We start from the raw sequence: 21,686 nt of genomic DNA on the forward strand, positions 1-21,686 counted from the left end.
AGATCGCGCACTGCCCGGTGGCGGAACCGGGCAGTGCGCCAGTGTTCACGGCCTGGTCAGCCGCGCGTAGCGGTTCAGATGATAGGCGCTGGAACCGAATTCGTTCTCGATGGCGGTGAGACGTTTGAAGTAGTGGCCGATGGCCAGCTCCTCGGTCATGCCCATGGCGCCGTGCAGCTGCACCGCCTGCTGTCCGATGAACCGAGCCGCACGCGCCACCGTGACCTTGGCGGCCGAGATGGCTCGGGCCCGCTCGTCCGCGGACGCCGACAGCGCGAAAGCGGCGAGATATGCTGCGGCAGTGGCCTGTTCGAGTTCCATGTACATATCGACCATGCGGTGCTGTAGCACCTGGAACCCGCCGATCGGCTGCCCGAACTGCTGACGTTGTTTGGTGTATTCGACGGTGTCGCCGACCACCTTGCGCATCAGCCCGACCGCCTCGGCGGCGACGGCGGCGATCGCTTCCTCGACGGTCGCTTCGATGATCTCTGTCGCCTCGCCTTCGGCGCCGAGCAGCGCGGCACCCGGAAGCCGGAATCCGGTGAAGATCAGGTCGGCGGCGTGGCGGTCATCGATCGTGCGGTAGTTGTGCACCTCGACACCCGAAGGGGGTTGCTGCGCATCGAATTCGGTGAGAAACAACGACACGCCCTCGCGGTCGCGTCGATCGCCCGCGATGCGGGCGCTGATGATCAGGTGGGTGGCCAGCGGTGCGGCGGTGACCACGATCTTCGTGCCGTCGAGCACCCATTCGTCACCATCTCTGCGGGCGGTGAGCGAAATATCATGCGGTGATTCCCCCGCCGCGGGTTCCAAGCTCGCGAATGCAGTGCGCGCACTACCGGCGACGATCTCGCGCAGTACGGCATCGGCGGCCACACCACCGGACCGGGACAGCAAGCCACCGCCGACCACCACCGTGTCCACGAAGGGCTCGACGACCAGCGCGCGCCCCAATTCCTCGGCGATGACCATCAATTCGGTCGGGCCGCCGCCCATACCGTCGACCCGTTCCGACAGCGTCGCGCCGAGAATGCCGAGTTCCTCGGCGAATCCGCGCCAGATCTCCGGCTGCCATCCGGCGACGGATTTCGCCGCGCTACGGCTTTTCTCCAGCTCGTACCGCGCGGTCAGGAATCCCGCGACGGAATCGCGCAGCAACTGCTGTTCATCGGTCAGTGAGAAGTCCATCAGAGCCCCAATGCTGCCTTGGCGAGAATATTGCGCTGAATTTCATTGCTACCGGCGTAGATCGAACCGGCGCGGTCGTTGAAATAACGCAGCGGCGCAACGGCCTGCCACTGCGCGCCGGTGTGATAGCCATCGGCCGGTGGTGTGAACTCTGCGATCGGACCACCGGGTTCGGTGGCATGCGGCTGGTAAGCGCGACCACGCGGTCCAGCTGCCAACAATGCCAGTTCGGTCAACTGCTGGCTCAGTTCGGTGGCCAGAATCTTCAGCATGGACGAGGCCGGTCCGGGGTCTCGGCCCTGCGCCAGCGCCGAGATCGTCCGATATTCGAGGATCTCCAGCACATCGGCGCGGATACGGGCGTCGGCCAGCCGCGCCGCGAAACCGGGATCATCGATGAGCGGTCCACCGTCCGGACCAGGCAGATCAGCCGCCGCCTCGGCCAGATCCTGCGCCATGACCTGCAATGCCGGCGCCGCCGCACCGCCGCGTTCGTGCACGAGCACGTATTTGGCGACCGACCACCCCTCATCGACGCGGCCGAGCACATTGCGCTTCGGCACCCGGACATTGTCGAAGAACACCTGGTTCTGCACCTGCTCGCCCGAGGTCATCACCAGCGGCCGGACCTCGATGCCCGGTGCGGTCATATCGATGAGCAGGAAGGTGATGCCCTGCTGTTTCTTACCGGTGCGCGAGGTGCGGACCAGGCAGAAGATCCAGTTCGCCTCGGTGGCGTGGGTGGTCCAGATCTTGCTGCCGTTGCAGATGAAATCCTCACCGTCCTCGACCGCGCTCATGGTCAGCGATGCGAGATCGGAACCGGCCTCGGGTTCGGAGTAGCCCTGGCAGAAGAACACCTCGCCGGTCAGGATGCCGGACAGGAAGAAGTCCTTCTGCTCCGGCGTGCCGAAGGCGATGATGCCCGGCGCCACCATCCTGATACCCATCGGCGACAGCGGCGGCGCACCGGCGAGGGCCAGCTCCCGCTGGAAGATGTAGTGCTGGGTCAGGCTCCACGCGCACCCGCCGTGCTCTACCGGCCAGCTCGGCGCGGCCCAACCACGCTCATGCAGAATCCGCTGCCACCGCATGCTGGCCGCATGGTCGGGATAAACGCTCGTTGCCAACCGCCCGGCCGCCCGCAACTCCGGCGTCAGATTGTCTCGCAGGAACTCCCGCACCTCGTCCCGAAAGGCCGAATCGGCCTCCGACCAGTCGAAATCCATCCATACTCCCGAGAGCTGTGCCTATCCACCGCAGCACCCGCACACCGGGCACCCACCACAGAAGTTATCCACAATTCTCCCACGGCGTCAAACTGATGGCGTACGCCATCAAACTGCCGTGCGGTGTGGGTCGACGATGAGCTGCTCGACAAGTTGGTCGACCGGCTGACCATCACATTCCCGTGGATCGAGTTACTACCCGAAGATCAGCGCCCGGTCTTCGTCGCCGACTTCCTCAACAACGCGCGCGGCGGACTCGCTGTCGGCAGGCTGTCCGGTCTGACCGCCGTTCTCGCCGCGTGGCGCGATACGGCCGAGGCGTATGCGGATCCCCGGATCAAGGTCGATGGCTCGGATCTCCACTATCTCGACGAAGCCGCACCTGTGCCGAATCCCGGAGCCGACGAGTGAGCAAGCAGCGGGGGTTCGGTGGCCGCTCAGACGATTCGACCCGGGCCACTGTGCGGGGCCCGGGTCGAATCATGGTTGTTCAGATGTGGATATTCAGTTCTTGCGGCCCGGTGCCTTCGCGCCGGACTTGAATCCGAGACCGCCCGGCTTCGCGGCGGGCAGCGGGGCATCGGGGGCGCCGTTGCCGCTGTCGTTGGCGGGAGTCGCGGGGGTTTCCGGCTCGGTGGATTCCGTCGAGGCCGAAGCCGATTCCGCTGTGGCCGAATCCGTTTCAGCCGGAGCTGATTCCGCTGCGGCCGGAGTCGATCCGGCCGGAGCCGGGTCAGCGGGTGCCTTGGCGCCGGGTGCCTTCGGTCCGGGGCGCTTGAACCCGGACTTCATGGCGAGACCCTTGGCGGCCACGGTCGGCATGGATTCGGAAGGCGCGGAAGCCGATTCCGTCGCAGCCTGTGCCTGTTCGGCAGGTGCTGAATCCGTTTCGGTTGCGGCAGGTGTCGACGACTCGTCCGCCGTGGTGTCGGCGGATGCCGGGTTCGCGGCGGGTGCCTTGGCGCCGGGCGCCTTCGGTCCGGGACGCTTGAAGCCCGACTTCATGGCCAAGCCCTTGGCGGCGACCGTCGGCTTGGTTTCGGTCGGGGCCGATGCCGTTTCGGCGCTCGCCTCGGCGGGCTCGGTCGCGGCCTCCGCAGCGGGGGCAGCCGGCGCTTTCGCACCCGGTGCCTTCGCGGCGCCCTTCATGGCCAGGCCCTTACCGCCGGGCGCCTTCGCGGCACCCTTCATCCCGAGACCCTTGACCGGCGGTGCGGCGGGAGCCTCCGCGGCGGTCTCGGCGGGAGCGTCCGCCTTGGCGCCGGGTGCCTTGGCGGCGCCCTTCATGGCGAGGCCCTTACCGCCGGGTGCCTTCGCGGCGCCCTTCATGCCGAGCCCCTTGGCCGGAGCCGGAGCCGCTGCCTCGGCGGCCGGAGCGGCGTCGGCCTTGGCGCCGGGTGCCTTGGCCGCACCCTTCATGCCGAGACCCTTACCGGGTGCCTTCGCCGGGCCCTTCATGGCCAGACCGCCACCGGTCGGCGCGGCCTTCGGCGCCGCCGTCGCGGCTTCGGCCACCGGTGCTGGCTCGGGTTCGGGTTCCGGCTCGGGTTCGGCCTTGGGCTCCTGGATGACGGTCAGCTTCTCGGTCAGAGTGGCCGGTTCGACCCGCTCGATGGCATCGAGCATCAGCTGAGCGACGTCGACGACCTCGACGCCTTCACCTTTACCGTCTTCCTGACGCGCGGTCACACCGTCGGTGAGCATGACGCGGCAGAACGGGCAGCCGGTCGCGATCTTGGCGGGGTTGGTGGTGAGCGCCTCGTCCACGCGGTCGATATTGATGCGTTTGCCGAGCTGCTCTTCCATCCACATGCGGGCACCACCGGCACCACAGCACATGGACCGTTCACCGTGGCGCGGCATCTCGACCAGGTTCGAGCCGGAGGCCTCCATCAGCTCACGCGGAGCGTTGTAGACCTTGTTGTGGCGACCCAGGTAGCAGGGGTCGTGATAGGTGACGTTCTGCGAGACCGACGCCACCGGCACCAGCTGCTTCTGCCGCACCAGCCGGTTCAGCAACTGGGTGTGGTGCACGACCTCATAGGTGCCACCGACCTGCGGGTACTCATTGTTGAGCGCGTTGAAGCAGTGCGCACAGGTGACGACGATCTTCTTGCGTTTCTGCTCGACACCCTCGAACACCGAATCCAGCAATTCGATGTTCTGCTGCGCCAACTGCTGGAACAGGAACTCGTTACCCGCACGCCGCGCCGAGTCACCGGTGCAGGTCTCTTCCTGACCGAGCACCATGAACTTCACGCCCGCCGTCGCCAGCAGCTCGGCCACGGCCTTGGTGGTCTTCTTCGCACGGTCCTCATAGGCACCCGCGCAACCGACCCAGAACAGGTAGTCGTAGCCGTCGAAGCTGTCGGCGTCCTTACCGAAAACCGGAATGTCGAAGTCCAGCTCGTTGATCCAGTTGAGCCGATCCTTGGCGTTCTGGCCCCACGGGTTGCCCTTGTTCTCCAGGTTCTTGAACAGACCCGCGAGCTCGGACGGGAACTCCGACTCGATCAGCACCTGGTAGCGGCGCATATCGATGATGTGGTCGACATGCTCGATATCCACCGGGCACTGCTCCACGCACGCACCACAGGTGGTGCAGGACCACAGCACCTCGGGGTCGATGATGCCGCTGACATCCTCGCCGCCGACCAGCGGACGCTCGGCCTCGGCGCGGGCGGCCTCGGAGATCTTGGCCAGCTTGACCTCATCGGCGTTGCCTTCGGCGTCGACCAGGCCGACCTCGTCGCCGCCCATATCCTTGCGCCCACCGGCCAGCAGATACGGCGCCTTGGCGTAACCGTGGTCGCGCAGCGACATGATCAGCAGCTTCGGCGACAGCGGCTTACCGGTGTTCCACGCCGGGCACTGCGACTGGCAGCGACCACACTCGGTGCAGGTGGTGAAGTCCAGCCAGCCCTTCCAGGAGAAGTCCTCGATCCGACCCGCACCCAGGGTGTCGGTATCAGGATCGACGTTTTCCATGTCCAGGGCGCGGCCCTTCGACATCATCGGCTTGGCCGCACCGAGGGCGACATCGCCATCGTCTTCACGCTTGAAGTAGATATTCGGGAAGGCCGAGAAACGGTGCCAGGCCACACCCCAGGTGATGTTGCGGCCCACCACGAACAGCCACACCATGCCGGACATCAGCTTGATGAAGGCGAAAATCGAGATCAGCGTGACATTGGCGGGGATCACCTTGGCGATCTGACCGGTGATCGGGTCGGTCCAGCTGGAGTGACCGTGCAGCGACAGCACGCCCGCCTTCACCAGCACCATGCCGATGCCCTCGGTGAGCACGACCCATTCGACGAAGTACGCGGGACCGAATTTCGAACCGCTGAAACGGGAGAGTCGCTCGGGAAGCCGCGGGTGGTTCAGCTGGCGCAGGATCATCAGAGTCGTGATGCCGACGACGGTGCCGACTCCGAGGATCTCGTCGCCGAGGTGGAACCACCAGGTCTCACCGATCAGCGGCCAGGACCACGTGGGCTTGAAGGTCTGTCCATAGGCCATGAACCAGAACTGCGCACCCGCCATGAAGCCGATCATGACCAGCCAGTGCGCCCAGCCGACGGTGCGGAACTTGTTCATGCGCGTATGCGCGATGAACTCCACCAGCATCTGCTTGAAGCGCGGAAAGAACGGCCGCCACCGATCCGGTGCGGACTGGCCGACCATGATGGTCCGCACGATGTTTCCGGCGCCGCCTAAGAACGACACCCAACACAGGAGGCTGAGCGCCGCTCCAATCGTGCCCAGCGTCACTGTCAGGGCATTCATGTCGCGACCTTTCTTTCGAGGCAACACGAGCTGTCGAGGCTGTGCGCCTCGGGTTGGCTCGTATCCTAACTGCCAGTAAGTTACCCGCCAGTAACAACTGGTGTCCAGCGTACGATCTGCGATTGGGTAGTGCCCCCTCTTCCTGGGGGTTGACCGCCGATTCTGCTGTGATCAAGCTCACATAAGACGATAGGGCTCTTATGCGGCTCGAGCTGTTCAACACCGTAAAGGGCATGCGGAATCGCGTATGAGATAAGGACAGGCTTACCCGTTCCGGGTCCTGACTACACGTAATCAATCTCGCATCTGGACTTTTGTTCGACTAGGCTCACGGCGTTCTGTTCTGTGTGCGTGTCTTCACAATGCTCGGAGGGGATTTCGGACTTGCCGACCGAAATGAATGAGCTCGCGCGTGAGGTTCCATAGCGCACGGACAACCTGATGATGGATTGGAAACTGAATGAAACTCCGCAAGACCACCGCGATTGCCGCGATGGTGACCGGCGCGATGGCCATGGGGTTCGGCACGGCCCACGCTGAACCCGCGGCCGACGCGGCACAGCCCATCAGCTACTCCGTCAAGCTGGTCGACAAAACCGTCGTCACGACCCTCAAGAACGGCACCTTCGAGCTGACCAAGTCGTCGAAGGATGTCAAAGAGGACGACGTCTACCTGATCAAGGACGGTAAGGGCGCAACGGTGGTCTCGCTGCCGATCGCCTTCAACGTGGCCGATGTCCAGGTCCCGGTGAAGCCGGTGGTGAAGGAAGAGGGCAAGGTCCTCGAGCTGACCCCGGACAAGGCCGCGGTTCCGGCCGACAAGCTGGCCGACAAGAAGGTCGACGCGGTGAACCTCGGCCTCAAATCGGTCGCGTCACCGATCGAGAACCAGCGTGCCCAGAACGAGTTCGCCAGCCAGTTCGGTATCGCCACGGCGGTCGGCGGCTTTCTCGGTACCGCCATCGGCGTGGTCGCCGGTGGTCTGATCGGGACCGCGGTCGGACTCGTCGAGTGCCTCACGATCGTCGGATGCATCGCTGCCATCCCGACCATCGTCGCGTTCGCCGGTATCGGTGGCATCCTCGGCACCATCGCGGTGGGCGGTCCTGCCCTCGCGATCGCCGGTATGGACCTCATCAACACCATGAATGCGGCTCCCGGCACCACCAAGTGGTCCGACGAGAACATGAAGGGCGGGAATTAACTACCACCAGGTAGTCGACGCCCGCAGCAACCGGCCCGTCCCGAAAGGGGCGGGCCGGTTCGCGTTTCCGGGTGCGAAGTTGATCGGGCGGTGGAGGCAGATGCCCGGTGTGCAGGACTGCGGGCTGTTCGAATGGATCGGTGCGGGCTCACGCCCCCGCTGGCCGCCGATCCGACTCTGCCGCAAGCGAGTCCCGCGTCCGTGCCGCACGCGGAGATCACGCGTCCGGCCGCTCAGCAACGCTGCGACGGCTCCGGGTGCCCTGGGGTTCACCCGCCGATCAGCCGTGCCTCACAGGGCGATTCAGACGGGTGTGATGGCGTAAGGAGACCAGATCCGTACCCGCGTCGGTGGCGGCTTCTCCTGCAACGCCAAAGGCCAGCAGCGCAATGCTGCTGGCCTTTGGCGTGTGCGGGCGGAAACGCCCTCGGCTCAGTTGGTGCGAACCCGCAGACCCGCGTTGTCCGAGAGGACCACGCTGACGGGCTGGGCGAACAACTGCGGGGTGTTACCGGTGAGGGCGCCGATCAGGTTCGGGATCTCGCAGATCGGGAAATCGGCTACCGAGGACGCGCTCGAAATACCGAGTGCCAGACGGCCGGTCACGATCGGGCCGCCGCTGTCGCCGGGCAGGGCGCAGATATTGGCCGAGAAGCTCTGGGTGAGCTGACGGTCACCGACCTGCACGGTCTGATCCACGGCATTGACCACGCCGCAGCTGAAGCCGGTGCGGGAACCGGACTTGCAGACCGGCGCGCCGACCACAGGAGTGGCGACACCGTCGACGAGGACCGGACCCGCGCCGGGCACGCGAACCGCGTTGTTGGCGAAACGGTCCCTCGCCTGGTCGGCGATGCGGACGATGGAGTAGTCCTGATTGCCGAGCACCGACTTGCTGAAGGTGCCGAGCCTGCCGCCCAGCTTGTCGCCGGGGAGCAGTTCGTGCACCGACGCCGCGTTGCCGCTGCCCGCGCTGTCGATATCCGGGTTGCAGTGGCCCGCGGTGATATTGACGGTGGCGCCGTCACGGTCGATACCGTTGAAACCGAACGAGCAGCGCAGCGAGGTGCGCCCGGCGACCGAGGCATAACCGTCGCCACCGGCCAGCGAAGCGCCGGTGACATCGGCGATCGGCTCGGCCGAGGGCAGCGCCTCACCGGCGATCGGCGGGGCCATCACGATGACGCGGGCGGGGTCGATGAAACTCGGCATCGGCAGGCCGGGCTTGTCCACCCGCACCGCGATGCTGTTGTTGACGGTGTCGATGACGACACCGCGCACCAGCGAGGCCACCGGTTCGGGCTGCTCGTCCAGCCAGCGTTCGAACGCGCTCTTCTCACCACGCAGCGCGGACTGGCTCTTGGCAACCGTGCGGACCTCGAAACCGGCAGATTCGGCGGCGACCTTGGCCTCGTCGAGACCGGAGCCCGGCGCGAGCGCGACGACGGCCTTGCCCGCGTCGTCCAGCCACGCACCGCCGAACACCTGCGGGAACTGCCGCTGCGCCGTGGTCGCGAACGCGGCCACCTGCTGCGCCAGATCGGCGCGGCGCAGGTACTCGTCGGCAGAGATCTTCAGATCGCGGGAAACCGCGGTGATCAGCTCGGCGGGCAGGCTCGGCTCGGCGTCGGGCTGTGCTGACGCCACCGCCGCAGTGGGTCCGAACAGCAGGATCGCGGCCGAAGCGGCGATCGCGGCTTTTCGCATCCCAGTCCGTTGCGGAGCTGTCCGGGGTGACCGGAATTTACCTATGCGTGGCAGGAGCATGACCAGACTATATGGGGTCCAGCTCACGATGCCTACTTGTTGTGTGTTTAATTTGCGCCGCTGTGTTTGTTTGGCGTCGCCTTCGGCGCCGCGTGTTCGCGGCCCCTTTGGGTCTCGCGTCTCCGCTGCCGCTGCTTGCCTTCGGCTTGCGCAGCGGCAGGGGAGCCGCGAGACGGGCCGCGAACTTTGGGGCTCGGTCTCGCTTCGCTCGAAATGTGAGGTTCTACCTGCTGGGGTATTGCTGCGACGGCAGGTCATGTCTCCGGCCACAGCCTGTTCCGCAGCTCGCCTCAGGTGTCAGCCGGCCTGTAGGACGATATTGCTCAGCACTCGCACGCCGACCGCGAGCGCACGCTCGTCGATGTCGAAGGTGGGCTGGTGCAGGTCGAGCTGGTCGCCCTCGCCCGACCACACACCAAGGCGTGCCATCGCGCCGGGAACCTCCTCCAGGTACCAGGAGAAGTCCTCGCCGCCGCCGGACTGTGGGGTGTCGGCCAGGGCATCGGGGCCGGCGGCGCGGATCGCCTGCTCGAACATCCGGGTGGACTGCTCGTCGTTGACGACCGGCGGGACACCGCGGCGATAGTTGAGCTGATACCGCACACCGGTCGGGGCCAGCAGGCCGTCGACGATCTCGTGCACCATCGGCTCGAGCAGCGACCAGGTGGCGTGATCGCCGGTGCGCACGGTGCCGGTGAGCATGCCGGTCTGCGGAATCGCATTGGGCGCCTTACCCGCGCTGACCGCGCCCCACACCATCACGGTGCTGGTGCGCGGATCGATGCGGCGGCTGAGCAGACCGGGCAGCCCGGTGATGACGGTGCCGATGGCGTAGACCAGATCGCTGGTCAGATGCGGACGTGACGTGTGACCGCCCGGCGAATCGAGGACCAGTTCCACGGTGTCGGCCGCCGAGGTGATCGCACCCACCCGCACCCCGACCCGGCCGACCTCGAGCCGCGGATCGCAATGCAACGCGAAGATGCGATCCACACCCTCCATCGCGCCGGTGGCGACCACATCGAGCGCACCGCCGGGCATCACCTCTTCGGCGGGCTGGAAGACGAATCGCACGCCGACCGGCAGATCCGCCTCGGCCAACGCGAGCGCGGTGCCGAGCAGGATGGTGGTGTGCGCGTCGTGCCCGCAGGCGTGTGAAACGCCGGGGACGGTGGAGGCGAAGCTCAACCCGGTGAACTCCTGCATCGGCAGCGCGTCCATATCGGCGCGCAATGCGATACGCGGGGTGTCGGGCCCGATGTCACAGATCAGTCCGGTGCCGCCGGGCAGCACCCGCGGGCTCAGTCCGGCCTTGGTGAGCCAGGTGGCGACGAATTCGGTGGTCCCGAACTCGGTGCGCGATAGTTCCGGGTTGGCGTGGATGTGGCGTCGCCAGTGCACGAGGTCGACCGTGTGCTCGGCCAGCCACGCATCGACCACTTCCTGTCCGGTACGCACCGAACTACTCACCGAAACTCCTCCTGTCGCTGAACGAGCCGCCGCAACAATCTGTCTCTGTGTAATGCATCGCTCGCAACCGCGATCGCGGTACGTGCGAGCGCCGTCGCTCCGTCGATCACCGCTCGGTCGGCCGAGGCGTTGACGCTGGCCGCGGCGAAACCGGGCTGATGCGTCACCGCGCCACCGGCATCGATGCCGATGACCGGGTGGATCCCCGGGATGACGTTGGTGACGTTGCCCATGTCCGTGCTCCCGAGCGGTCGCTGCGCCTCGAGCTCGGACGCGATCGGCGTCCGTCCCAGGCCGACGATCTGCGCTCGATAGGCAGACAGTAATGCCGGGTCCGGGGTGAGCTCGGTATAGGTGGGCGCGAGCGTCCGTATGTCATGGGTGCAGCCGGTCGCGAGGGCGCCCGCCTCGAAGCAATCGGATGCTCGTCGCATCAGTTCGCCGAGGGATGCGGAGTCGGCTGCTCGCAGGTAATACAGCAGTTCCGCACGTCCGGGCACGATGTTGGGGGCTACGCCACCGTCGCCGACTATACCGTGCAGCTGCTGGCCCGGACGCAGATGCTGACGCAGCAAGCCGATGGCGACCTGTGCGACGGTGACCGCGTCACCGGCGTTGCGCCCCTGTTCCGGCGCGGCGCTGGCGTGGGCTTCGCGGCCGTGATAGACCACCGACAGATCGGCCAGCGCCAGCGAATGCGCCCCGGCGATGTCGTACGGTCCGGGATGCACCATCATCGCCATCGCGACATCGTCGAAGACGCCGCGCTCGACCATCAGCACCTTGCCGCCGCCGCTCTCCTCGGCGGGCGTGCCGAGCACGACGACGGTGATGCCGAGCGCATCGGCCACCGCCGCGAGGCCGAGCGCCGCGCCCGTCGAACTCGCGGCGATGATGTTGTGCCCGCAGGCATGTCCGAGTTCGGGCAGGGCGTCGTATTCGGCGCACAACCCGACGGTGAGTTCACCGCTGCCGTAGCTGGCCCGGAATGCGGTGGGCAGCCCGGCCACACCGGTCTCGATCTCGAATCCGCGCTCGGCCAGCGGCGCGATCACCTTGGCGACGCTGCGGGTCTCCTCGAACGCCAACTCGGGTTCGGCGTGGATCGCATGGGACAGGCCGATCAGTTCCGCCGTCGCGGCGGCGATGGCCGCATCGGCTGCCGCCATGAGCGCCGGGTGCGGATCGGCGGCGTGGACGTCACCGTCATCGTCGCGTGCGGCACCGTCGCCGCGCCGTGCGGTGTCGTCGGCGCTGCGCTGCTCGGACGGGCCGCTGCGCGGGAGTGGCATGACATTCAGTGTGGCACTGTGCGCCGCACGTCTCGCACCGCACCGTGTCGGCGGCGCGGTGTGATTGAAATCAGCGGTGAGTTAACCCGCGGCGAACGCCAGGTTCTCCGGGGTGGTCGGCACGGCGAGGCCGGCGAGCGCGTTCGCGTGCAGGGCGCGCTTGATCACCGGCAGGTTCGGCTTGCGGTTGGCCGCGAGGGCCTGCGCCTGGGCGACGGCGGCGGCGACCAGCGCCTCGGCCTCCGCCTTACCGTCGACGATCCCTGCGGCGATGGCTTCGTCGGCCGGGAAGCGATGTCCGGTCGTCATGGCCTTGACCGCGACCTGGTTGGTCAGCCGCTCGGTCAGCAGCGCGTTCATCCCGATGGTGAACGGCATCCCGAGGTGCACCTCGGGCAGGCTGTAGAAGCCGCGATCGGCGCGCATCAGCCGGAAGTCGTGTGAGGTGGCCAGCATGGCGCCCGCGCCGAAGGCGTGCCCGTTGACGGCGGCGACGGTCGGCATCGGGAAGGTCAGCAGCCGGGTGTAGATCGAATGCACGCGGTCGAGGTAGCCGTGCATCTGGTCCAGGTTGCCGAACAACCAGTCGGTGTCGAGGCCGTTGCTGTAGAACTTGCCGGACGCGGTGGTGACCAGCGCCGCCGGACCCTCCGACGCTTCGACGGTGTCGAGGGCGGTGTGGATCTCGGCGATCCAGTCCGGGTGGAAGCGGTTCTCGCTGTCGGTCTGTCCCTCGTTGCCGAGGTAGAGCACGAACACATCCCCATCACGTTCCAGATACGGCATGCGTGCAGCGTATCGGTATCGGCGAGCAAGTCCTACTCGCGGGTAGCAAGTGCTTCGGTGTGCTCGGTCACCTCCGAGTTCCGCCCGCCACGCGACCGGGCCGATACAGTTGCCGTCATGCTTGCCGAAGAGGCCGCCGCGGCGATCGCCGAGCGGACAGGAGTGCCGCGCCATCCGGTCGCGGTGGTGCTCGGATCGGGTTGGCAGGACGCCGTCACCGAGATCGGGACGCCCACCGCGTCGGTGTCGATGTCGGAGCTACCCGGCATCGCCGTACCGACCGCGCTCGGGCACTCCGGCATGGTCCACTCGATCCCGGTCGGCCGGACACCGGTTCTGGTGCTCATGGGTCGCCAGCATCTCTACGAGGGCCACGCACCCGATGATGTGGTGCGCCCGGTGCGCGCCGCCGTCGCCGCGGGCGCGCACACCGTGCTGCTCACCAATGCCGCCGGCGGTATCCGGCCCGGTCTGCGCGTCGGCGAGCCGGTGCTGATCAGCGATCACCTCAATCTCACCGGCCGCACCCCGCTGTCCGGTGCGACATTCGTGAACATGGTCGACGCATGGGATCCCGATCTGCGCGCGGTGGCCCGCGGGGTCGATCCGACCCTCACCGAGGGCGTCTACGCGGGCCTGCTCGGTCCCCAATACGAAACACCCGCCGAGATCAGGATGCTCGGCACTCTCGGCGCCGATCTGGTCGGCATGTCGACCGTGCTCGAGGCCATCGCGTGCCGGGCGCTCGACGCACGAGTACTCGGCATCTCCCTGGTCACCAACCTGGCCGCGGGCGTCACCGGGGAGGCGCTCACCCATGCCGAGGTCCTCGCCGAGGGCCGGGCGGCCGCGCCACGGCTCGGCAAGCTGCTGCGCGGCGTACTGGAGTCGCTGTAGATGTTGCGTTTCGGAACGGCGGGACTGCGCGGGCCGCTGCGGGACGGCCCGGACGGCATGAACGTGACGACCGTCGGCCGCGCGACGGCCGGGATCGCGGACTGGCTGCGCGACCGCTGTCTGGGCGGCGGCCGGGTGATCGTCGGCCGCGACGCCCGCCACGGTTCGGCCGAATTCGCCACCGCGACAGCGGAGATCTTCGCCGCGGCCGGCTTCCCGGTGACGTTGCTGCCCGAACCGCTGCCGACCCCGGTGACCGCCTTCGCCGTGCGCGAACTCGGCGCGGTGGCGGGGGTGCAGATCACCGCCTCACACAATCCGGCCACCGATAACGGCTACAAGGTCTACCTCGACGGCGGCGCCCAGCTGCTGGCACCGGCCGATACCGAGATCGAAGACCGAATCGAGGCGGTGACCGAACCGATCGACCGTACGCCGGTGGCGTCCTCCGGCGGCGATCTCGTGCAGCGGTATCTCGACCGGGTCGGCGCACTGCCGAAGCTCATCGGCGGTTCGGGCGAGCGCACGGATATCCGCATCGCGCTCACCCCGCTGCACGGGGTGGGTGGTGCGACCGCCCGCGCGGCGCTCAACGCGGCCGGTTTCACCGATGTCCATGTGGTGGACGAACAATTCGACCCCGATCCCGACTTTCCGACCGTCGCGTTCCCGAACCCGGAGGAGCCGGGGGCCACGGATCTGCTCATCGCGCTGGCCGAACGGGTCGGCGCCGATCTGGCGATAGCGCTGGACCCCGATGCCGATCGGTGCGCGGTCGGCGTGCCCGGCGCCGACGGCAAGGTACGGATGCTGCGCGGCGACGACACCGGAGTGCTGCTGGCCGATGACGTGCTGCGCACCGCCCCGCCGGATGCCCTCGTCGCGACCACGATCGTCTCCTCGCGACTGCTGTCGCGGCTCGCGCCCGCTCGCGGTGCGCGCTACGCCGAAACGCTGACCGGCTTCAAATGGCTCGCCCGCGCCGGCGACGGCCTGGTCTACGCGTACGAGGAGGCGATCGGGCACTGCGTCGACCCAGCCGCGGTCCGCGATAAGGACGGCATCTCGGCGGCCGTGCTCGCGGCCGATCTGGTCGCGCGGTTGAAGACCGCCGGACGCACCCTGCTCGACGAACTCGACGGCTACGCGGTGGAATTCGGCCTGCACGCCGGCGATCAGGTCTCGCTGCGGCTACCCGATCAGGCCACCGCGGCGGCCGTGCTGGACCGGCTGCGCTCGGATCCCCCCACCGAGATCGCCGGTATGCCCGTGCGCATCACCGACCTCGCCGCGGTGCGCGGACGGATGCGTACCGATGCGTTGATCTTCGAAGGCGAGTCGGCGCGCGTAGTGATCCGGCCGTCCGGAACGGAACCGAAGCTCAAGTGTTATCTCGAAGTGGTGCGGCCGGTGGCCGGGCCGACCGGGCTCGCAGCGGCGAGAACGGCTGCCGCGCAACAGCTCGCTGCCCTACGGGCCTTCTGCACCGCACTGGGCGGGGCGCGGTGACCGCGCGTCACTGCACCCATTGCGGCGGCACCGATCTGCGCCGCGGTGCCCTGGAAACCGGACGCGCCGGGGCCGATTGGGCCGACGCGGACGCCGAGCCCGGATGGCGCGGCGCACTCCTGAATCAGCGCTCCCGATTGCGCGTCACCGCGTACCGATGCGAGTCCTGCGCACATATCGAACTGTTCGCCGACGTCCCGATGCAGTGATCGGAGATCAGCGGCTCACCGTGGGCCGAATTGCCGGTCCCCCGCGTCACCGAGACCCGGCACGATATAGGCGTCGGCGTTGAGACCGGTATCGATGGCCGCGGTGATCAACTGCACCGGAAGCCCGGAATCCTCCAGCGCCGCAACCCCTTCCGGGGCCGAGACGACGCACAGCGCGGTGATGTCGGTGGCGCCGCGGTCGGCAAGCAGTTCCAGGGTGTACCGCATGGAACCGCCGGTGGCGAGCATCGGATCCAGCACGAACACCGGCATACCGGACAGGTCGGCGGGCAGCGATTCCAAATAGGGCACCGGCTGATGGGACGATTCGTCGCGCGCGATGCCGACGAAGCCGACCCGCGCGTCGGGAATGAGTGCGGCAGCGGCATCGACCATTCCGAGTCCGGCCCGCAGCACCGGCACCAGCAGCGGCGGTTGCGCCAACCGCGCCCCTTCGGTGCGGGTGATCGGCGTGTCGATGTCGAATCGGGTCAACGGCGCGTCGCGCAGCGCCTCATAGATCAGCAGACCCGTCAGATCGCGCAACGCCGAACGAAACGCCGAGTTCGTGGTTCGCGCGTCCCGCAGGACGGTGAGCAGGACCGCGGCCAGCGGATGATCCACAGTGTGCGTACGCATGAAGGAACGATAAAGTCGGATCCGGGTTCGCCGCCGAAGTCGCCGAAACTTTTTCCGATGTTGTGGAACCGATCGGCGGATCGCTGCGTCGAATCAGGTAGATGACATACTCTGCCCGGAAACGAAGACGATGGGGGAAGCTCTGATGAAGAGGATCTCAGCGGATACCGAGGGCATCGCCGCGTACGGTGCCACCGCCGGGGTGATGGCGGGCGAACTCGCCGCCGCGGGTGCGGGGGCCGCCGGTGCGGGCCCGGCGCTGCTCGGCCCGATCTTCGGTCTGATCGGTGGTGATTTCATGACCGCCTACGCCGCCACGCACGCGGGACATGTCGCCGCGATCGGCCAGCTGTCGGCCGTGGTGTCGAGTATGAGCACCGCCGCGGTGGGCGCCGCGACCAACTACGCCAGCACCGACACCGATATCGCCGACTCGCTGCGGACCACGTCCGCCGAAGGGTGAGCCGGTGATCGACATCAACGTGCTGGCGAAGCCGCTCTTCGATCTGCTCGCCAGTTTCGGTACCGGTGTGCTTCCCGTCGGCGGTCCCGGTGACGCGCTGCGGACCACCTCCACCGCGATCGACCAGGTGCACGAACTCGGCCGATCGAGCATCAACCAGATGAACAGCGTGTGGGACGGCAAGGGCGCCGACGCCGCCACCTCGAAGGCACTGCGGGTGCAGACCAGCGCCGCCACCATCTCCGACCGCGGCACCGAGATGTCCACGGTCGTCGGGCAGGCCGCGGCCGAGGTCGAGACCGGGCAGAAGGACCTCACCTCCATCGCGCAATCCTTCGTCGACAGCGCGGTGGCCGCAGGCCCGACGCTCGGCACCCCGGTCGGGCTGAGCATGCTCGTCGGCTCCGCCATCGACCATCTCGGCCAGGCGCTCGGCGTCGTCGGCCGGGTGCAGAACGAGCTGACCACGCACACCGCGTCGATGCAGCAGCTCGCACCACCGCCGTCCACCTCCACCGCGAGCGTCGCGGCGCCGATCAGCGCCGCCACCTCGGGCCTCGGTTCGATGGCATCCGGTGTCATGGGCACCGCCGGCTCGATGATCAGCTCGGTGATGAGTTCACCGTCCAGCTCGGGTTCGAGCAGCAGCTCCTCCGGCGGGCGCACCTCCACCAGCGCGGCCGCCAAATCCGGTTCCGGCACCACCACCAGCGGTAAGGCCACCGGCGAGGGCGTCATGATCACGCTGCCCGACGGCAGCCAGGTCGAAGCGCCCAACGAGAAGGCGGCGACCGCGGTGAAGTCCGCGATCGGTGCGGTCGGCACGCCCTACGTCTGGGGCGGCAACACCCCCGGCTCCGGGATCGATTGCAGCGGCCTGACCAAATACGCCTACGGCGAAGCGGGCGTGGAGCTGCCACGTCTGGCGCAGGAACAACACATCGGCCATCCCCAGGTGTCCCCCGGCGATCTCATGCCCGGTGACCTGGCGGTATGGGACGGCCATGTCGCCATGGTCGTCGGCAATGGTCAACTCGTCGAGGCCGGTGACCCGGTCTCCATCAGCTCGATCCGAACGGAGAACTTGGACATGGAGTTCTACGGCTTCTACAGGCCGACCGAATGAGCGAACAGCAGGGCGCCGCCGTCCCCAACGTCACCGTGGCGGCCAGCAGCAACCGATCCGGCACCATCTCGGTCCGGGCCACCGACCAGGGGATGCCGGTGGAGATCAAGTTCGAGCGCAGCGAATACCGTTACGGCGCACAGGCTCTCGCCACCGAGATCCTGCGCCTCACCCAGCGCTCCACCGTCGCCGCCAAGGCGCGCCGCCGCGAGGTCCTCGCCGAGTCGGGCATGCCCGACGACATCCTGGACCGGCTCGGCCTGCCCACGCGTCAGCAGGCCGTGGACGAGCTGGATCGCATCGATGACGCCGATACCGGGCAGACGAGCTGGATGAGGCCGGTATGAGAGATCAGCGCCCGGACGGGGCAGCCCGCGTAACCACGCCGGGCGCCCGATCATGCCGAGAGGAAACAGCATGAGTGCGGAAATGGACGCCCTGGTCGCCGGGGCCACGCAGAAACTCGAGGCGCTCGAGGCCGCACTGTACGGCCTCAAGCAGGTGCGCGGGCAGTTCACCACCGAAGACGGCATGGTCAGCGCCGAGGTGAACAGCGACGGTGCGCTGGTCGGGTTGACGCTGGCGGAAACCGCCACATCGCTGCCGCCCGCCGAGGTCGCCCAGCTCATCATCTGGGCCTGCCGACAGGCCGCCGAGGACGCTGGCGGGCAGCGCTCGAACGTCGTTGCCGCACTGAACGAGTCGTTCGCACCCGAGCCGCAGGCGGCCACCGGCACCGTTGGGGGCAACCCGGATAGTGCCTGAGCCAGAAGCTCGATAGGCTTCGGCACATGGCTTCTGGAGACATCGTCCCGATCGAACTCGGCCTGACCGACGGCGATCTCGTCACCCTGTGGGCACCGCGCTGGCGTGACGGTGACGACGAGTGGGAGGCGTTCCTCGGCCACGAGGACGCCCTCTATGGTTTCGAGTCCGTCGCGGAGCTGGCCGCGTTCATCCGGACCGATTCCGATAACGATCTGGTCGACCATCCGGCATGGAAGATCGTGGCCGGACTATCGGCGGTGGAACTCGAGCCGGAGGAGAACTTCACCTTCGACCTGATCGGGGTTCCCGAGCTGGTCGCGGGCGATCCGGATGCCGAAATCGTGGCCGAACTCGAGGACACCCTCGCGATGGTCCGCAATATCGGTGAGGTGTGCGAGCTGGAGGTGGTGACCAAGTTCTTCGGCTCACATCCGGTGCTCGGCGCGCTGCCCGGCGGCATCAACGCCTTCATCGGACGCGATGGTGAAGAACTCTGGGATCAGATCGGCGCCGCCGTCGCCAAGGACTGGGACGCCGTCGTCGACGCCATCGACTCCGTGGTGCAGTCACCGGAGGTCGACGCGGCGGCGGTGTCGGTGGCCGAGGCCGAGCTGCTCGCCGCCGAGGAGAACGTCGTCGACGCCGACGACGCGGCCGATACCGACAGCGACAGCGACTACGAGCCGGTCGACCTCACCGACGACAGCGACGACGACGAGGAAGACGAGGACGGGGACGATTCGCTGTGGCATGAGGTCGGTATCGACCCGATCAAGATCGTCACCGGCGAGGGCACCTACTTCACGCTGCGCTGCTACCTCGATGACGAGCCGATCTTCCTCGGCGCCAAGGGCGCGATCTCGGTCTTCGGCTCCGAGCGAGCGCTGGCCCGCTATCTGGCCGACGATCACGAACACGATCTCGCGCGGGTCAGCACCTTCGCCGATGTGCAGACCGCGGCCGTGGACGGCTCACTCGAGGTCGAGGTCACCGATGAGAACGTCTACGTGCTGCCCGGTCTGGCCGATGATCTCGGCGACGGCCCCGAGTCCGTCGATATCGAACAGCTCGATCTCGCGGTCGAGCTGTTCACCGATGCCGCCGACTACGCCGATGACGACGCGGTGGAGCAGGGCCTCGCCCAGTCGACGCCGCTCGGTTGGTATGTCTCCTACCTGCTGAACCCCGACCCGTCCCGGATGGCCCCGAACCCGCCGTTCACCGCCGAGGCGAAGGCCTGGCGGGACCTGGAACGCAATTTCGAGGCCCGGCTCGACCAGAAGTGATCGGGACCGGCTGAACCGGGTATCAGTCCGATACCCGGTTCAGCCGGATCCAGATCTGCTCGGCCCGTCCGAGCAGCCGACCGTCGGCGCCGTAGACGGCCGTGGACGCGAACGCCTTGCGTCCCTGTTCGCCCTGATCGGCTCCGACCACGACGCATTCCTCTCCCACTGCCGGTAGATCGAACACCTTCGCGGTCATCGAGCCGAGCAAGGCTGGGCGCTCCAGCATCTGCGGTAGCGCCCAGCCACCCGGGCAGTCCATCGCGGCCCACAGCACGGTTTCGTCGAGCGGTATCGAGTCCGCCGGCACCCACGGCGCCGCCACCACGCCTTCCCGGACCGTGCCGGGCGCGAGCCGCAGCCCATCCGGTCGGGCGGTTCCGCAGACGAAGCAGTACCGGAACATCTCACTGTCGTTCGTGTACGCGGCGGAGGCCTGTCGGGCGTCATCGAAAGTGACGGCCGCGGGCACATCACGTTCGAAGGTTCCCTCCGAGGACACCGCGATGACCGTGTGATCGTCGTAGAGCAGGCCCTCACGCAGGACCAGCGGAACATCCAGCGGTGCGGGGGCGCGCAACATGACCCGCGTCGGCGGTGCGCTGGAACCGCTCGATGTCCCATTGCCCGTATCCGCTCGCCCGGCCTCGGCCGAATCATGCCGCTGAGCCGCGATCAACCCGGCCACATAACCACCATTGCCCGAGTCGGCGGGGCCATTGAACCGGCGAGCAATCCGCAAATCCGTCACCGATCCAACCTAAACCGGTGCCGTCCACCCCGGACATCGCCCCGGCCGGACGGTGTCGGCGAGCAGTACGCCGAGACTCAGCCGGGTCGCGTGAACACCGACCGACGCACACCTAGCCGAGCAGCACCGCGTAGCCGGGCTTGATGATGTCGTCGATGATGCGCAGCCGGTCCGGGAACGGGATGAACGCCGACTTCATCGCATTGATGGTGAAGCGCTCCAGATCGCTCCACCCGTAGCCGAAGGTGTCGACCAGTTTGAGCATCTCCGCGCTCATCGTGGTGTCGCTCATCAGGCGATTGTCGGTATTGACGGTGACGCGGAAGCGCAGCCGGGCCAGCAGATCGAACGGATGCTTGTCGAGCGAGGGCACCGCGCCGGTCTGCACATTCGACGATGGACACAGCTCGAGCGGGATTCGCATATCGCGTACATAGTTGGCGACCAGCCCGAGCTTCGCCTCCTCGACCGCGCCGGGCACATGGATGTCGTCGGTGATGCGCACGCCGTGGCCGAGGCGATCGCAACCGCAGAACGCCAGCGCCTCGTGGATGGACGGCAGACCGAACGCCTCACCCGCGTGAATCGTGAAGTGGGCGTGATTGACCCGCAGGTATTCGAAGGCGTCCAGATGCCTGGTGGGCGGGTAACCGGCTTCGGCGCCGGCGATATCGAATCCGCCGACGCCGAGGTGCCGGAATCGCACCGCGAGTTCGGCGATCTCACGGGAGCGGGCCGCATGCCGCATGGCCGTCAGCAGGCAGATCACCACGATGGGTGTGCCCGCCTCGGCGGCGGCCGCCTCGCCTTCGCGGAATCCGGCCAGCGTGTGCTCGACCACCTCGTCGAGGGTCAGGCCGCGTTCCAGATGCTGTTCGGGCGCGAACCGCACCTCGGCGTAGACCACGCCGTCGGCGGCCAGATCCGCCACGCATTCGCGGGCCACCCGCCGCAGCCCCTCCGGGGTCTGCATGACGGCGACGGTATGGGTGAAGGTTTCCAGATAGCGTTCCAGCGAACCGCTGTCGGCGGCCTCGCGGAACCAGACGGCCAAGGTGTCGGCGTCGGCGGCGGGTAGCTGGTCGTAGCCGCAGTCGGCGGCGAGTTCGAGCACCGTGGCGGGGCGCAGACCACCATCGAGGTGATCGTGCAACAACGCCTTCGGCGCCTGGCGGATCGAGGCGAGAGTCAAGGGCATCGGTCCAGTCATGTCCTGACGGTAGCCGCACCGCGCCGAATCGGCAGCGGAGTCGATACGTGGTGACGATCTCGTTGCGGACCGACGCGGAGTTCGCTGCGCGGCGGGC

The 21,686-nt window shown here is 67.5% G+C and carries 20 protein-coding genes; 10 read left to right on the forward strand and 10 right to left on the reverse strand.

What is annotated here, in order from left to right:
- Positions 1-45 precede the first annotated feature (45 nt).
- Positions 46-1,194 (reverse strand): acyl-CoA dehydrogenase family protein, encoded by a 1,149-nt coding sequence (locus tag QH168_RS08085; RefSeq protein ID WP_280233895.1) that lies wholly within the window; start codon positions 1,192-1,194, stop codon positions 46-48.
- On the reverse strand, positions 1,194-2,423 hold the full coding sequence (locus QH168_RS08090; protein WP_280233896.1) for an acyl-CoA dehydrogenase family protein: 1,230 nt from the start codon (positions 2,421-2,423) through the stop codon (positions 1,194-1,196). The genes QH168_RS08085 and QH168_RS08090 overlap by 1 nt, the downstream gene beginning before the upstream one ends.
- A gap of 123 nt (positions 2,424-2,546) precedes the next feature.
- On the opposite strand from QH168_RS08090, the gene QH168_RS08095 reads away from it, so the two are divergent.
- Positions 2,547-2,834, forward strand: coding sequence for a hypothetical protein (locus QH168_RS08095; RefSeq protein WP_280233897.1), 288 nt, complete (start codon positions 2,547-2,549; stop codon positions 2,832-2,834).
- A gap of 93 nt (positions 2,835-2,927) precedes the next feature.
- On the opposite strand, the gene QH168_RS08100 is transcribed toward QH168_RS08095, so the two are convergent.
- Positions 2,928-6,212, reverse strand: coding sequence for a (Fe-S)-binding protein (locus tag QH168_RS08100; protein ID WP_280233898.1), 3,285 nt, complete (start codon positions 6,210-6,212; stop codon positions 2,928-2,930).
- Between the two features lie 460 nt (positions 6,213-6,672).
- Between QH168_RS08100 and QH168_RS08105 the strand changes: the two genes are divergently transcribed.
- Positions 6,673-7,416 (forward strand): hypothetical protein, encoded by a 744-nt coding sequence (locus tag QH168_RS08105; RefSeq protein WP_280233899.1) that lies wholly within the window; start codon positions 6,673-6,675, stop codon positions 7,414-7,416.
- A 432-nt stretch (positions 7,417-7,848) separates the two neighbouring features.
- Here QH168_RS08105 and QH168_RS08110 read toward each other — a convergent pair whose 3' ends face one another.
- The 4 genes from QH168_RS08110 to QH168_RS08125 form a co-directional block, all read right to left on the reverse strand.
- Entirely contained in the window at positions 7,849-9,123 is a 1,275-nt protein-coding gene (locus QH168_RS08110) for a S1 family peptidase (RefSeq protein WP_280233900.1), read from the reverse strand.
- 357 nt (positions 9,124-9,480) lie between these two features.
- Positions 9,481-10,653, reverse strand: coding sequence for a M20 family metallopeptidase (locus QH168_RS08115; protein ID WP_348537575.1), 1,173 nt, complete (start codon positions 10,651-10,653; stop codon positions 9,481-9,483).
- On the reverse strand, positions 10,650-11,822 hold the full coding sequence (locus QH168_RS08120) for a M20 family metallopeptidase (protein WP_280233952.1): 1,173 nt from the start codon (positions 11,820-11,822) through the stop codon (positions 10,650-10,652). Before QH168_RS08120 ends, QH168_RS08115 begins: the two co-directional genes overlap by 4 nt.
- A 204-nt stretch (positions 11,823-12,026) precedes the next feature.
- Entirely contained in the window at positions 12,027-12,731 is a 705-nt protein-coding gene (locus QH168_RS08125; protein ID WP_280233901.1) for an enoyl-CoA hydratase-related protein, read from the reverse strand.
- Between the two features lie 117 nt (positions 12,732-12,848).
- Between QH168_RS08125 and QH168_RS08130 the strand changes: the two genes are divergently transcribed.
- The 3 genes from QH168_RS08130 to QH168_RS08140 are packed head-to-tail and all read left to right on the forward strand — an operon-like array spanning position 12,849 to position 15,346.
- Positions 12,849-13,628 (forward strand): purine-nucleoside phosphorylase, encoded by a 780-nt coding sequence (locus QH168_RS08130; RefSeq protein ID WP_280233902.1) that lies wholly within the window; start codon positions 12,849-12,851, stop codon positions 13,626-13,628.
- Positions 13,629-15,137: a phospho-sugar mutase gene (locus QH168_RS08135; RefSeq protein WP_280233903.1), complete on the forward strand. Its 1,509-nt coding sequence runs from the start codon at positions 13,629-13,631 to the stop codon at positions 15,135-15,137.
- On the forward strand, positions 15,134-15,346 hold the full coding sequence (locus QH168_RS08140; RefSeq protein WP_280233904.1) for a hypothetical protein: 213 nt from the start codon (positions 15,134-15,136) through the stop codon (positions 15,344-15,346). Before QH168_RS08135 ends, QH168_RS08140 begins: the two co-directional genes overlap by 4 nt.
- A 15-nt stretch (positions 15,347-15,361) precedes the next feature.
- Here QH168_RS08140 and upp read toward each other — a convergent pair whose 3' ends face one another.
- Entirely contained in the window at positions 15,362-15,985 is a 624-nt protein-coding gene (gene upp / locus QH168_RS08145) for a uracil phosphoribosyltransferase (RefSeq protein WP_280233905.1), read from the reverse strand.
- Between the two features lie 145 nt (positions 15,986-16,130).
- Here upp and QH168_RS08150 point away from each other — a divergent pair, with 145 nt between their 5' ends.
- The 5 genes from QH168_RS08150 to QH168_RS08170 all read left to right on the forward strand — a co-directional run bounded on the left by QH168_RS08150 (position 16,131) and on the right by QH168_RS08170 (position 19,628).
- Positions 16,131-16,448 carry a type VII secretion target gene (locus QH168_RS08150; RefSeq protein WP_280233906.1) on the forward strand — a complete coding sequence of 106 codons (318 nt, stop codon included), beginning with the start codon at positions 16,131-16,133 and terminating at the stop codon, positions 16,446-16,448.
- A 4-nt stretch (positions 16,449-16,452) separates the two neighbouring features.
- A complete protein-coding gene (locus tag QH168_RS08155) occupies positions 16,453-17,574 on the forward strand; it encodes an NlpC/P60 family protein (RefSeq protein WP_280233907.1) in 1,122 nt (373 codons plus the stop codon).
- Positions 17,571-17,921 (forward strand): hypothetical protein, encoded by a 351-nt coding sequence (locus QH168_RS08160; RefSeq protein ID WP_280233908.1) that lies wholly within the window; start codon positions 17,571-17,573, stop codon positions 17,919-17,921. The genes QH168_RS08155 and QH168_RS08160 overlap by 4 nt, the downstream gene beginning before the upstream one ends.
- A 70-nt stretch (positions 17,922-17,991) precedes the next feature.
- Positions 17,992-18,339, forward strand: a complete 348-nt coding sequence (locus QH168_RS08165; protein ID WP_280233909.1) for a YbaB/EbfC family nucleoid-associated protein — start codon at positions 17,992-17,994, stop codon at positions 18,337-18,339.
- Positions 18,340-18,365: 26 nt separating this feature from the next.
- Positions 18,366-19,628 carry a primosomal protein gene (locus QH168_RS08170; RefSeq protein WP_280233910.1) on the forward strand — a complete coding sequence of 421 codons (1,263 nt, stop codon included), beginning with the start codon at positions 18,366-18,368 and terminating at the stop codon, positions 19,626-19,628.
- Positions 19,629-19,650: 22 nt separating this feature from the next.
- On the opposite strand, the gene QH168_RS08175 is transcribed toward QH168_RS08170, so the two are convergent.
- Together QH168_RS08175 and QH168_RS08180 are read right to left on the reverse strand one after the other, a co-directional pair.
- Positions 19,651-20,379, reverse strand: coding sequence for a hypothetical protein (locus tag QH168_RS08175; protein WP_280233911.1), 729 nt, complete (start codon positions 20,377-20,379; stop codon positions 19,651-19,653).
- 112 nt (positions 20,380-20,491) lie between these two features.
- Positions 20,492-21,589: an adenosine deaminase gene (locus QH168_RS08180; protein ID WP_280233912.1), complete on the reverse strand. Its 1,098-nt coding sequence runs from the start codon at positions 21,587-21,589 to the stop codon at positions 20,492-20,494.
- Between the last annotated feature and the right edge of the window lie 97 nt (positions 21,590-21,686).

It is taken from the genome of Nocardia cyriacigeorgica (genome assembly GCF_029868385.1).
Lineage (GTDB): Bacteria > Actinomycetota > Actinomycetes > Mycobacteriales > Mycobacteriaceae > Nocardia > Nocardia cyriacigeorgica_F.